This window comes from Limnohabitans sp. (assembly GCF_036804465.1).
Classification (GTDB): Bacteria; Pseudomonadota; Gammaproteobacteria; order Burkholderiales; family Burkholderiaceae_C; genus Limnohabitans.
This window is the reverse complement of the sequence record NZ_DAIRSK010000004.1, coordinates 104,496-117,949: the sequence shown is the minus strand read 5'-3', so window position 1 is coordinate 117,949 and position 13,454 is coordinate 104,496. Positions and strand designations below refer to the sequence as shown.

At 48.2% G+C, this 13,454-nt stretch carries 12 protein-coding genes; 1 reads left to right on the top strand and 11 read right to left on the bottom strand.

Features of this window, described 5'->3' with window-relative positions; translation table 11 throughout:
• Positions 1-585 (top strand): nitroreductase family protein, encoded by a 585-nt coding sequence (locus V7Q41_RS03275; RefSeq protein WP_333842729.1) that lies wholly within the window; start codon positions 1-3, stop codon positions 583-585.
• 544 nt (positions 586-1,129) lie between these two features.
• On the opposite strand, the gene V7Q41_RS03270 is transcribed toward V7Q41_RS03275, so the two are convergent.
• From V7Q41_RS03270 to V7Q41_RS03220, 11 genes are all read right to left on the bottom strand, one after another.
• Entirely contained in the window at positions 1,130-2,554 is a 1,425-nt protein-coding gene (locus tag V7Q41_RS03270) for a glycerol-3-phosphate dehydrogenase/oxidase (protein ID WP_333842727.1), read from the bottom strand.
• Positions 2,555-4,105 (bottom strand): glycerol kinase GlpK, encoded by a 1,551-nt coding sequence (glpK, locus tag V7Q41_RS03265; protein WP_333842725.1) that lies wholly within the window; start codon positions 4,103-4,105, stop codon positions 2,555-2,557.
• A 10-nt stretch (positions 4,106-4,115) separates the two neighbouring features.
• Positions 4,116-4,760: an acrylate utilization transcriptional regulator AcuR gene (acuR, locus tag V7Q41_RS03260; protein WP_333842723.1), complete on the bottom strand. Its 645-nt coding sequence runs from the start codon at positions 4,758-4,760 to the stop codon at positions 4,116-4,118.
• Positions 4,761-4,798: 38 nt separating this feature from the next.
• Positions 4,799-6,331 (bottom strand): acyl-CoA synthetase, encoded by a 1,533-nt coding sequence (locus V7Q41_RS03255; protein WP_333842838.1) that lies wholly within the window; start codon positions 6,329-6,331, stop codon positions 4,799-4,801.
• A 13-nt stretch (positions 6,332-6,344) separates the two neighbouring features.
• Positions 6,345-7,358 carry a zinc-dependent alcohol dehydrogenase family protein gene (locus V7Q41_RS03250; RefSeq protein WP_333842720.1) on the bottom strand — a complete coding sequence of 338 codons (1,014 nt, stop codon included), beginning with the start codon at positions 7,356-7,358 and terminating at the stop codon, positions 6,345-6,347.
• Positions 7,359-8,519 (bottom strand): acyl-CoA dehydrogenase family protein, encoded by a 1,161-nt coding sequence (locus tag V7Q41_RS03245; RefSeq protein ID WP_333842718.1) that lies wholly within the window; start codon positions 8,517-8,519, stop codon positions 7,359-7,361.
• Positions 8,520-8,523: 4 nt separating this feature from the next.
• The gene (locus V7Q41_RS03240; protein WP_333842716.1) at positions 8,524-9,534 is read right to left on the bottom strand and encodes a branched-chain amino acid ABC transporter permease; all 1,011 of its coding nucleotides are present in this window, start codon (positions 9,532-9,534) and stop codon (positions 8,524-8,526) included.
• A complete protein-coding gene (locus V7Q41_RS03235; protein ID WP_333842713.1) occupies positions 9,531-10,388 on the bottom strand; it encodes a branched-chain amino acid ABC transporter permease in 858 nt (285 codons plus the stop codon). Before V7Q41_RS03235 ends, V7Q41_RS03240 begins: the two co-directional genes overlap by 4 nt.
• A gap of 99 nt (positions 10,389-10,487) precedes the next feature.
• Complete coding sequence (locus tag V7Q41_RS03230) at positions 10,488-11,708, bottom strand: ABC transporter substrate-binding protein (RefSeq protein WP_333842711.1); 1,221 nt, start codon at positions 11,706-11,708, stop codon at positions 10,488-10,490.
• A gap of 56 nt (positions 11,709-11,764) precedes the next feature.
• Positions 11,765-12,466 (bottom strand): ABC transporter ATP-binding protein, encoded by a 702-nt coding sequence (locus V7Q41_RS03225; protein ID WP_333842708.1) that lies wholly within the window; start codon positions 12,464-12,466, stop codon positions 11,765-11,767.
• A complete protein-coding gene (locus tag V7Q41_RS03220; protein WP_333842705.1) occupies positions 12,466-13,257 on the bottom strand; it encodes an ABC transporter ATP-binding protein in 792 nt (263 codons plus the stop codon). Before V7Q41_RS03220 ends, V7Q41_RS03225 begins: the two co-directional genes overlap by 1 nt.
• Between the last annotated feature and the right edge of the window lie 197 nt (positions 13,258-13,454).

Sequence of the window (13,454 nt, the reverse complement as noted above, 5' to 3'; positions counted from 1 at the left end):
GTGAGCAACGACGCTGCAAAGGCTCTGTTGGCGCAAATGTGCGCCAGATCTCATGTTGCGCCCAAACGACTGGTGGCACCAGGGCCAACGGCTGAAGAGTTGGATCTAATTTTCACTGCCGCAGCGCAAGCTCCCGATCATGGAAACATCCAACCATGGCGTTTTATTCTTGTACCCCAAGAAAAAAGAGCGGCGCTAGGTCAGGCCTTCTTGCAGGCGTTACAAGAACGAGATGCAAATGCAAGTAAAGCAGAACGGAATTTTGCGTTTGAAAAGGCATTTCGCGCACCATGTTTAATCCTTGCTGTAGTTGACCACGGCCCTACTGAACCTCAAGTGCCTGTGCATGAGCGCCAAATTGCTCTGGGGTGTGCGATTCAAAACATGCTTTTAATGGCACAAACACTTTCAATCGGAAGTGGTATCACGAGTGGTCAAGCTATGAATTCCCATTTCGTTCGTGAAGTCTTCAGACTAACGCCTAATGAAGAAGCAATGTGCTTTCTAACATTTGGTCAAGTAACGACGTATAAAAGCAAACGAAAAAGGTCTGATGTATCTGAGATAGTCTCAAGCATGGAATGAATAAGGACTGCTAACTCTTGAACAGCCACTCAATCTGGTTCGATAACTGTTCGTAGATCCGAACTTTTCGCTTAAGTGGTTCGAGCCCCAATCCTGGCCTCGAACTTTCACCCGCATAATCACGCAGGGAATCGCAAATTTGGGTGTTTTGGCTGAAAAGTTACATTATGTAACTTTTGGGATTATTACACGAATTATTACACGGTTATCAAAAATACACGTAAGTCATTGATTTATAAGGGTTTTTGACGGGCCTGGCTTTCTGTTAATCCGTAGGTCCCTGGTTCGAGCCCAGGTCGAGGAGCCACCTAAAAAAGCATCGCCTTGCGCGGTGCTTTTTCCTTTGTAACGCAACTAATTGTTGCGCTGAGGGCTTCTGGGTGACTTTTGGCCCTCGAATTTCATCGAGTTATTGCACACATATTACACGGTCGATGTGTAAAAGCAAGCGACTAAATGGATTAGTGTCACGCTGTTATACCTCCAGTTATCACAACATTATTTGTCTACTGGATTGTGTGCAATGCCAATCCCGGCTGTGTTGTTAGCCACAAAATTGCTTTAAAAATTGCTCGACTTTAGGCTTCAACTTGAGCGCCAATGATTGGTCTGTAAAGCCTGTGCGAAGGCGGCGATAGAGAATATCTTCAGCGCTACAGGCGGCTTCGTCCTGCACAGCGCTTTTAACGATTTTTTGTATCTGTTCGTCACTCCATTGCCCTTGAGTAAGCCATGCATTGTCTAGCAAGGGGTTGGCGCTGAGATTAAGTTGATCAGTGCTACATGGTTTACCTTTGGGCAAAATGCCATGCTCAATTGCCACATCCAATGCATCTTGGGCCATCCGACGATAAGTGGTCCATTTGCCGCCGACCACACGCAACGTGCGCTCTGCGACTCGTTCAACAAGATGAGCTCGTGAAAATTGAGAAGAGTTTTTTCCTGCTCCTGGCATTCGAACCAAGGGACGGTACCCAACAAAACTTGCTGTGATTTGCGCTGCATAGAGCGGTTTTTTAAGGGCTTGGCTGGAAGTTCGCAGCAACCAATCAATATCATCTTGTGGTGCTGTCTCGCTGTAATCTGGACAGCTGACGCTGATGTCAGTCGTTCCAATCAAGGTGTGACCAAGCCATGGCAGCATATAGAGTACACGGCCATCTGGGGTTTTAGGAAGCAAGACGCCACTGGAAAGGCCGATATCTCGCAAAACAATATGACTACCTCGCGCAATTGCAACTCGCTCCCCACTCCAAGCGCCCGTCGCGAAAATGGTGCATCGTGCGCGTAAGGTGTGTTGTGCAGAGTTGTCCTTTCGGGTAAGACTGACCAAATCAAAACCGTCATCGGCTTGACCATTCATCTCGGCACGGCAGTAATTCATCAACACTGCACCCCGCTGCCTAGCGCTAAGCGCAATTGATTGCGCCAGACGAGCGTCATCAAAAATTCCATCGTAGTACTGGATGCCATGGGGGCTAGCTTTTAAGGCGTTTGCCTGAACGTTGATATCTATGGCTGGGATGTAATGAGAACGACCCACATTGTGCCGTCCAGCGAGCAGGTCATACAGTTTGAGTCCGCTACCGTAAAAGGCTGCATGCGCTAGAGTTTCACAGGGTATTACAAATGACAACGCTCTAGCCACATGAGGTGCGTTCGCAAGCACAGTAGCGCGTTCATGTAACGCCTCCTTGACGAGTGCAAAATCGAGTTGCTGTAGGTAGCGAACACCTCCATGCAACATTTTTGAAGATCGAGAACTGGCACCGCTGGCAAAGTCTTCGGCCTCTGCCAATACAACGCTAAAACCCCGAGCCGCTGCATCCAGCGCTATACCCAAACCAGTTGCGCCACCGCCAACAACACAAATGTCCCATGATGGTTCTTCTTGCAGCGCTTGCCATGTTTGGTCGCGGCTTAGACCTTGAGTGCTGCCTGCTTTTTTGTAGTTATTTGATTTTTGCATTTACCCCCAACCTCGTGACTTTTCTATCGCCATAGCCCAGCGTTCTCGCTCTAGGCGGCGCCATGAATCACTGCCTGACTCTGGTTCGAAGCGACGATCGACTTTCCAAAATTGTGTCAATTCGTTTTGACTTTGCCAAAAGCCCGCTGCCAGCCCTGCAAGGTAAGCGGCGCCCAAGGCTGTTGTCTCTGTGATCTGTGGCCGAACCACAGGTATCTGCAATAAATTGGCTTGTGTTTGGAGTAACAGATTATTTTGGCTCGCGCCGCCATCTACACGCAGCTCCAAAATGTCAGCGCCAGATTGTGCGGACAAGTCTGCAGACATGGCCTGCAAAACATCACAGACTTGGTGCGCAATACCCTCCAGGGCAGCTCTGGCGATGTGACCTTTATTGCTGCCCCGTGTCAAACCAAGCAAGGTGCCTCTCGCAGACGCATCCCAATAAGGTGCACCCAATCCTGTGTAAGCGGGAACCAACATAACTCCGGCGTTATCTGGAACACTACAAGCCAAAGCTTCCACATCACGTGCTTCGGAGATGATGCCCAATTCATCTCGTAACCATTGAACGATAGCCCCGCCCATAAAAACACTGCCCTCAAGGCAGTATTGAGTTGGATTGATCTGCGATGAACTCAATTTCCATGCAGCGCTGCTAAGTAAATGGTGCTGAGATAACACGGGTTGCTGCCCCGTGTTGCACAGCAAAAAACAACCCGTCCCATAGGTGTTTTTCACCATGCCTGGGGTCCAGCAAGCTTGACCGAATGCGGCGGCTTGTTGATCTCCAGCAATGCCCATGATGGGTAGGCCGCCTAGTTGACGGGCAAACCCAAAATCCCCACTGCTTGGACGAACTTCAGGCAAAAGGGAACGGGGGATACGAAAAAGCTCAAGCAACTCATCATCCCAATCACCTTGATGGATATTCCATAGCATGGTGCGTGAAGCATTTGAAACATCAGTAGCGTGCACGGCAAGATCTTCGCTCGAACTTTGCACACTTCGTGTGAGATTCCAAAGCAACCAACTGTCTATCGTGCCAAAAGCCAGTTCATCAGCTTCTGCCATTGCTCGTGCACCTGAGACGTTATCTAGTAACCAAGCGACCTTGCTAGCGCTGAAATAAGCATCTAAAACCAACCCTGTCTTGGCCTGAATCATTTCTGATTTGCCTGCTAATCGCAGACGTTCGCACTCGGGGGCAGTTCGTCGGTCTTGCCATACTAAAGCTCGGTGAATCGGCAGACCTGTTTTGCGGTGCCATATGACAGTTGTTTCTCTTTGGTTAGTCATGCCCAGTGCAATGATTGATTCCGATGAACCAATTTGATCAATGACAGCTTTCGCCACAGTCAGTTGACTTTGCCAAATTTCCAGCGCGTCGTGTTCCACCCATCCAGGCTTAGGGTAATGTTGCGTCAATGGTTTCTGTGCCTGAGCCACAACCTCACCGCGGTGGTTAAAGACCAACGCCCTGCTAGAACTGGTGCCTTGATCTAGGGCAAGAATAAACTGACGAGAGCTGTTCTTTTGGTGTGAGATCATTTTTTAAAAATTAATTAATCAATACAGATCTAAAGAAGATCGACGTGAATTGATCTATCGGCTCCAAGCTGCGCATAAGCTTTGAACGCAATATGGCACCCTCCCAACCGACCCAAAAAAAACGCGACAGTGCTTGGGGATCCTGCTCCGGTGCTATTTCGCCGATATCGATCGCTTCAGCCAGGCAATCTGCAACACGTTTCTCCCATGAAAGCAACACACCTTCTAGTCGTTCACGAAACTGCGTATCGAGGGCAGCAAGTTCTTGACCAAGGTTGCCTATAAGACAGCCCCGCTTGAAATCAAACTTGACCATGCCATTTTTGGCATTCACAGTGAAATTGACCAATCTCTGCAGCGGCGATTGTGAATGGTCATTAAAAATACGGTCCATTTTTTTTGCGTAATACGCTTCATAGTTGTCGATGACGGCATGTCCAAAATGATCTTTGCTTTTAAAGTAATAGTAGAAAGAGCCTTTGGGTACGCCGACACGCTTGAGCACTTCATCAATACCCGTTATTTGAAACCCGCGCTCAGTCAAAAGTTCGGTTCCACACCAAACCAAAGCATTTCGAGTATCTGTCCGTGTTGCGGCGCGATTGCCGCTTCTGCTGGGACTCAATGCCACATGACTGGTGAGGTGTTCTGACATGTAAGATTCTCCAATTGGCTTGTGATTTTTTATAAGGCTTATTGCGGCCAGTAGCGTTTTTTAACCAATTTTTTATAAAGCTTTCCTGTAGGCAAACGCGGGAGCTCTAAGTCGAAATCTATCGATCGCGGACATTTGAAGTCTGCTAATTTTTCCCGACAAAATGTCTGTAGCTCTAGCGCCAAAGCTGGGCCAATATCGGATGCGTGGACTGGTTGTACAACGGCTTTAACTTCCTCACCCCAATCATTATTGGGAACACCGACAACAGCTGCGTCCAATACTTTCGGGTGTTGTAGCAACACGTTTTCGATTTCTTGGGGATAAATGTTGACGCCACCGCTAATGATCATGAAGGCTTTTCGGTCTACCAAATAGAGATAACCTTGCTCATCCAGGTAGCCAATGTCACCGAGGGTCGTCCAGCCCAAGGAGTTACGTGTTTGTGCGGTACTCACGGGGTCGTTGTGATAAGTGAACTGGGGACCATCAGAGAAATACACAGCTCCTAGCTGACCTACCTCTAAAGGAATTCCTTCTTCATCACAAATGTGCAGCTTGCCTTGTGAAGCACGACCCACCGACCCTTTGTGCTGCAACCACTCAGCGGGAGTGATGCTACAAAAACCGTTGTTTTCAGTCCCTGCATAGTATTCGTGCACGATTGGCCCCCACCATTGCATCATTTGTTCTTTCACATCAACTGGACAAGGGGCGGCAGCATGCACCGCCATTTTCATGGATGACAGATCGAATTTTTCACGTATGGCTAGGTCAAGTTTGAGCAATCGCACAAACATCGTGGGCACCCATTGACTGTGGGTGATGCGGCATCGCTCAATCGTCTGCAGGGCCAGAAGTGCATCAAATCGCTCCATGACCGTAACGGTTCCACCCATCTTGATCACCGTCATGCTGTGACGCAGAGGAGCAGCATGGTAGAGAGGCGCGGTAGACAAGTAATGACTGTCTGCGTCGTATCCAAACAGTGGCGACAGCAACGTCACCAACATGGTTCGTTGTCCTGCCGCTGTCTTGGGCAGTGGCCACAGCACCCCTTTTGGGCGTCCAGTTGTGCCCGACGAATAAAGCATGTCACTGCCTTGGAAAGGTCGTTCAAGTGCAGATGTCGGTTTTTTCGCACATTGAGCAATCCAATCTCCATGCGCCTTTTTTTCAACACATGCACCTAAGCTCATGCACTGAAGCGAACTGGGTAGCTTGGAGAACAAATCTTGGTCAACAGAATCCAAAGTTACCGAATAAACAAACAAGCGTGCACCGCAATCTCGGATGATGTATTCAATCTCATCGGCTGCCAGGCGGGTACTGATCAGTGTGTAATACACGCCACTTCGATCCAAACCAAAGCAAAGCTCCAGTAATTCACGGCAGTTATTCATCAGCACGGCCACATGGTCGCCTGGAAGGATGCCTAAATCTGAAACCAAATGCGCAACTTGGTTAGCACGGTCTTCGAGTTGTGCGTATGTGACTTGCTCACCACTCTCGCACATCTGAAATGCGACTTTTTCAGGATCAACGTTGACAGGTTGAATAGGAATTAGCATCAAGCCCCCATTTTTAATGGGCAATACAGACTTTGCCGAACTGAGCACCGCTCTTCAAATAGGTCATGGCTTCTTTGAGTTCCTCGAATGCAAACACCTTATCGGTCACAGGCAGGATCTGATGCTGCGCCATGGCACGCAACATAGCCTCCATGCCATCACGGTGCCCAACGGTTATGCCTTGAAGACGCACTTGGCGTGTGATGATGTGGCCTAAAGAGGTGTTTACACTGCTTCCCGACAAGATGCCAATCATTGCCAAAGTACCGCCTGGTCGAATGCAGCGAAGAGATTGTGGAAGTGTTTTTTCACCACCTAACTCCAAAATCAAATCGTAACCACGCCCCTGAGTAATCTCTCGGGTGGCTTTTGCCCATTCGGGCTGTTCACGGTAATTAATCACGGCATCAGCACCCAAGGCGACTGCGCGATCCATTCGCTCTTCGCTTGAACTGATGACGGTGACATGTGCTCCTAAACTTTTGGCGAACTGCAGTGCAAACAAAGCAACGCCGCCGCATCCTTGCACTAAAACTCGATCGCCTGTTTTGACATAACCATTAGTGACCACAGCACTCCAAGCAGTCAATGCGGCGCAAGGAAGGCTTGCAGCTTGGATATCGTTCAGGTAGTCAGGGACTCGAACCAAGCCCTGTTCAGACAGACACATCACTTCTGTCATGGTCCCATCAATAGGCCCCCCCAGAGATTGGGTGAGTCTCTGCAAATCTGGTTCGCCCCCGATCCAACCCTGAAAGTATGTGGGGCAGACTCGATCACCTATCTGAACACGCGAAACGCCTACCCCAACTTCAATAACTTCCCCAACACCATCAGAGATGGGAATCAATGGCAATTGACCGGTATAGCTACCATAGCCGCGCTCTGGCACAACGAGGTCGCGGTAATTGAGCGAAGAAGCGCGCATTCGAACTAAGACTTCACCATCCCTCGCTGTCGGCTCAGGACGCTGTGAAAGTTTTAGGTTGTCAATTCCCCACTCCCCCTCAATTTGAAAAACGCGCATCTAGATTGCTCCTGGTTTGAAACGAAAGTCATTTGCCACACGCTCCAGCAGCATTGCAGTCGATCCGTCAGCTAATGAAGCTGTATGGGCTGCAGTGAGATGCCTTAAAAAAGCATAGCGATCCAAAAATCCTTCCGCCCCCATAGCGTGCAGGAGAGTTCCCAATTGAGTCTGAGCCATACTTGTTGCATAAAGTTTCGCTTGGGCCGCAGCAACTTGAACCTCACCACTGTTGTCAATGAGGTCACACGCCTCCCTCACCAATAGCTCACCCGCTTGTAATGCTGTTGCTGCTTGCGCTACCTGCCAACGCCAGCCTTGGTATTGATCTAATGACTGGCCAAATGCAGTTCGCTTTTGCCCATAAACGCAAACATCAGTCAAAGCTTGAGACACCATAGCGCAACACATTGCCGCAACATAAGTGCGCGCACGATTGATAGCACCCATGATGTCAACAATCGCTTTTCCTGGTTCGTACAAGAGGTGAGATGAATCGCAATAGACATTTGTCAAGCGAAATCCACCAATACCCATGCTACTCAGGGCGCTACTGGTGGCAATGGCAACACGCTGGAAACCTGGAGAGTCAGCACGGATAAAAAATGCCGCAATTCCTTTGACTCCTGAACCCACTTGAGTTTGTGCGTAAACCACGACACCGTCAGCATGAGCAGCATTGATGATCCAAGTCTTTGACCCGTTCAGCATCCAACCATCGCCATTTTGGATGGCTGTGGTTTGAATTTGCCCTAAATCTGATCCAGCGCCAGGCTCAGTCAGAGCAGTGCATGCAACGAAGTTGCCACGCAATAAATCATTCAAATAAAGAGGTGACAACTCATTGGGCGATGCTTTCACCAACTGAACTGCAACGTTGTGTGAATTCACCAATGCCATAGCAGCACTGAAATCAATCAGCGCTAGCTTGTGCAACACCTGTACCTTGTCACCAAAAGACAATGCAAATCCACCTAAGTCAAGCGGCACTTGTAGGCTCAATAATCCCGCAGCACCAGCAGGCTCAAACAATGCACGTCGATCAAAAAGACCCCGCCCCCATTGCGGTGCGTTCGGAACTAGGTGCAGTTGCGCAAATTGATCCGCTTTTTCAAATACGCTTGCCCCACGCTTGGACATCTCTTCTGTATCTAAGGTCATTTCATCATGCCTTGCTTGTTGGCTTGTTATCACTTGCGATGGATTGACTCGAACGTAACCACCGCCAAATGGAAGCAATCAACGGCACCAGCCCCTTGGGCAAGAAGATAGTCGCGACCACCAAAATCAAACCATATGTGATGAGCCTAAAACTGTCAGCAAACCTTAAAAGCTCTGGCAAGAATGTGACAGAAACTGCCCCAACTATGGGGCCTGTTAGCGTCCCGCTACCGCCCAAAATGACCGCCAAAATAATGTTTAAAGATTGATCGACGCCAAACGGCTCGGGATTTAAAAAGCCGATGTAATGCGCATAAAGAGTCCCAGCCAAACCAGCCAAAACTGAACTCATCACAAACGCAAACAACTTGTAGCGTGAAGTCATGACACCCATGGCTTCTGCCAGATCTTCGTTTTGGCGTATCGCCAACATCACCCGTCCAGCACGGGAGTGCAGTACCAAGGCGCAAAAAATGGTTGCCAATACTGCTGCAGACAAAGCAAGAGCGTAATAGTTGAGATTGCTGCGACCCTCAAAATTGAAGACATGCCCAAAAAATGTCAGCTCGCTCGGGCGGGGCACATCAGGTATGCCGGCTTCGCCTCCAGTCAGCGCGCGAAACGTCATCAGCACAATAAAAATAACCATGTTGTAGGCTAGCGTGACGATTGAAAAGTAGTGTCCTTTGACGCGAAGACTCGGATACCCCGCAACTATTGCCATGACCCCAGTCAGCAAAGGCGCAACCACTAGCGTTACCCAAACAGAAATACCAAAGTTCATTGTCAATAGGGTGGATATGTAGGCACCAATACCCATAAATCCCGCTTGAGCAATCGACACATAACCTATGAAACCTTGCGTTAAATTTTGGCCTTGCGCAAGCACAATCCAAATCAAAGCCAAGGTCATCAAATGAATGTAATAAGGAGATTTGAAGGCATGAGGCAATACCAAAGCAACTGCTACGGCAGCAAAACTCAACATCAAAGGATTGGTAAAAAGGCGTCTCATTTTTTCCCCATCAAGCCTTGTGGCATGACCAGCAAGACCAAGATCATGATTAAGAAGGAAATCACATCCTTATAGGCTGACGATAAAAAACCTGCTGCCAAGGACTCGCTGACACCCAAAACCAAGCCACCCAAAATTGCACCTGGTAATGATCCAAGTCCACCCAATATCAAGACGGCAAAACCTTTCACCGCAAAACTTTCACCGACGCCAGGTGCAAGAGCTAACAAAGCGCCAATGAGCGCACCTGCAGCCACCCCTAGGGCGGAAGAAATAGCAAATACAACAGATGAAACAAAGTTCACATTGACACCCATCAGCACCGCTGCATGCCGGTTTTGAGCCACAGCGCGAACAGACTTTCCCGTTTTCGTCTTTAAAAGAAGTACCGTCACAACTGCGACCAATGTGACTGCTGTAACGATTACAACCATTCGTAACTGCGCAACGAAGATTCCTCCAAAATCAAACACCTGTTGATATGGCGTTTGAATGATCACCTGATCGGCACCAAACAGCAGTAAGTTGCCGCCCTCCAGCATCATTGTTAAACCTAAAGCGATGATGAAGGCATTGATGTGTGGTGCATCACGTACAGGTCGATAAGCCAAGCGCTCTATGAGCATGCCCATCACAGCACCTACTGGCATAGCCATTGCAATACTTGTAAAAAATGAAAGCCCCATCGAAGTGGAAAATACAAACGTTAAGTACCCTCCAAACATGGCCAAGGAGCCATGCGCAAAATGCGCTATACCTAAAATTCCAAAAACCACTGTGAGTCCGAGCGCTACCAATGTGTAGACGGAACCAATGGTTAGTCCATTGAATATTTGTTGCAGTAATTCATTCATCGCATTTCACCGTTCGGATGTGCCAACTGAGGAAGACAGAAAACCTCGCGACTCAGCTACAAACTGAGTCGCGGGTTATTGGCCATTAAAGCTCAGGACCTATTTGCGAATACTGCGCAAAAATTGTGAATAAGCTTTGTTATCGGATGGCAATTCGGACACGAAGACCCACTTGCCCTTTTGCCACTGGAAAGCACCATTGGTCGTATAAGCCTGACCGTTCTGGTCAAACATGGCACCTCCATCGTTTGCCATGTACTTCATGACAGCTTCCTTGGGAATAGGCAAAGTACGGACTGCGTCAGCCACTTTTTTGGCATCCTTTGCGCTACCTGCGCGCTCGATGGCATTTTTCAACACATAAACTTGGTCATAAGCGTAGGGCGAGCTAGGTGTAGGCGCTTGGTCGAATTTTTTTCTGTAATTGGCTTCGTAAGCCTTGGCCTGAGGCCCCAAAGCCTCTACGGTCAGCTCTGTTGGGCGTAGATCCCAAACACCTTCCATTTGCGCACTCGTCACCACTTTGAGGAACTGCTCCTCACTACCACTTGTAAAACCGTAACGCGGAACATTTAGACCCAACTCCACTGCTTGACGGTAAACAAATGCCGCTGGCTCAACGTAACCCACGACCAAGATGGCATCAGGTTTGAGTCCGCGAATTTTTGTCAATTGCGGTGTCATATCGCGATCACGAAGACCAAATGCTTCTTTTGCAATGATCTTGCCGCCCACTTTATTTAATTCTTTTTCAAACGCGTCGACGTATTGGGTATAAAAACCAACCTCTAAAGCGCCAATGACAGCGACATTTCGAGCACCCTTTTGTGCGACAAATGTACCGGCTGCAGCGCCAGTGAAGTCTGCTGGAGGACGCGTCCTGAATACATTAGGAATTCCCTGAGCCGTAATGGCACGCTCAGCAGCATTACCGACCAACATCAATGCGTCCTCTTTGGCAATGAAGGATGCCACAGCACTGGTTGAACCGGAGCAGCAAAAACCCAAAAGGTATTTCACATTATCACGGTCGATCAGCTTGCGCACACTATTGGTAGCCTCAGTTGGGTTAGCTTTGTCGTCCGAAGTAATGACCTTGAGTTTGTAGGTGGTTGCACCGGCCTTTATGCCGCCTGCCGCGTTGATCTCATCAGCCGCCATTTGTACTGCGTTAGCTTGCGGTAAGCCATAAACAGCACCACCACCGGTCAACGCATCGTTGACCCCGAGCACCAAGACTTCATCGGCTGCATGCACAACGGAAGTCAGTGCTGCGCCAATGACCAGCGCTATCAAAGTCATCTGTTTTTTCAGTCTCATTTTTGTCTCCAGTTAAAAGTTTTGCAACTACCCATTATTGGGATGCTGCTTCTACATCAATAGCCCAAATAGGCTTTACTAACTTGCGGATCATTTTTTAATTCTTGCCCTGTGCCTTGAAGCACAACTTCGCCCGCTTCCAAAACATAAGCTCTATCTGCCAAACGCAATGCCATTGATGCGTTTTGTTCAACCAAAACGATGGTTGTTCCCATTGCCTTAATGCGAGCCAAAATTTGCTCAACTTCTTCAACAATTTTGGGAGCTAAACCTAACGAAGGTTCATCAAAGATGCAAAGTTTTGGCCTCGCCATTAGTGCCCGAGCTATAGCTAGCATCTCTTGTTCACCACCTGAAAGTGTTCCTGCTCTTTGCTTGGCACGTTGGCGCAAAACGGGAAAGAGATCAAGCATTTTTTCGACATCATTTTTCTGTTCGATATCTCTGCGCGTATGTGCACCCATTTCTAAATTTTCAACAACCGACATTTCTGAAAATACTTGCCTGCCTTCAGGACACATGGTGATGCCTTTGCGGACAATCGCATGACCACTCAGACCATCCAAACGCTCCCCTAAGAATTCAATGCTTCCGGAACGAACTTCGTTAAGACCACAGATACAGCGCAATGTGGTGCTTTTTCCAGCTCCATTTGCTCCGATAAGTGCAACACATTCACGCTCATTCACATCGAGACTGACCCCGTGCAAGACATTAACTTTCCCATAGCCTGCTGTTAGGTTTTTAATATGTAGCATCAGTGCACTCCACCCAGATACGCTTCAATGACAGCCGAGTCTCGCTGAATTTCCTCAGGCCTACCTTCCGCTATCTTTTCCCCGAAATTGAGCACCACAATACGATCACACACTTCCATAATCAACCCCATGTGATGCTCGATGACCAAAACGGCTAAACCTCTTTTGCGAATACGCATGATGACGTCAGCCAGTTCTTTACGTTCTTTTGCCACCATTCCTGCAGCGGGTTCATCCAGCAAAATCAGTTTTGGATCTGCTGCCAGTGCGGTCGCGATCATCAAAAGCCGCTGCTGAGCAGATGAAATAGTTGAAGTTGGATCGTTTGTTACACCACCCAGGCCAACAAATTCAACTAACTCTTGTGCCTTAGCTCTTTGTTCAGCGTCTTGAACTCTTGCTTCCTTAAGTCTTAGAACAAAACGCCAAGGAGAGAGGCCGTAGCTTGTATGACAGGCTGTCAAAACTTGCTCGAGCACAGTGAATTCTGAAAGCAAACTTGTAGTTTGAAATGTTCGCGATAAGCCAAGCGGTACACGCTGACTGATGGGAAATTTGTTGACGTTTTGGGTTCGCCAAACAATATCGCCGGAACTCGGTGGTATGGAGCCTGAAATCAAATTCACCGATGTAGATTTTCCAGATCCGTTTGGTCCAATCAAACCCACAATTTCATTTGAATTCACATGCAAGCTTAAATTCTTAACGGCTTGTACGCCACCAAAATTCTTACTGACTTGATTCAAAGTTAGCAGTCGCTCTTGTTCAGGCATTTGAACTGTGTCTTTCACGGTTGCAATTGAAGTAGCTAAATGTTTTTTGTGCAGACGTTCTAGGCCTCAGCACAAAACCATGTGGGTCAGTTTAGTAATAGACCGGTCGTCTACAACAGGGGTATTCCCTGCTTCTAAGCTGAAGTAAAGACACTCCGCTTTTTGCAAGGTAATGTTCATTGACGTTATCGGCCTCAGGCACAATGCAAAACAAT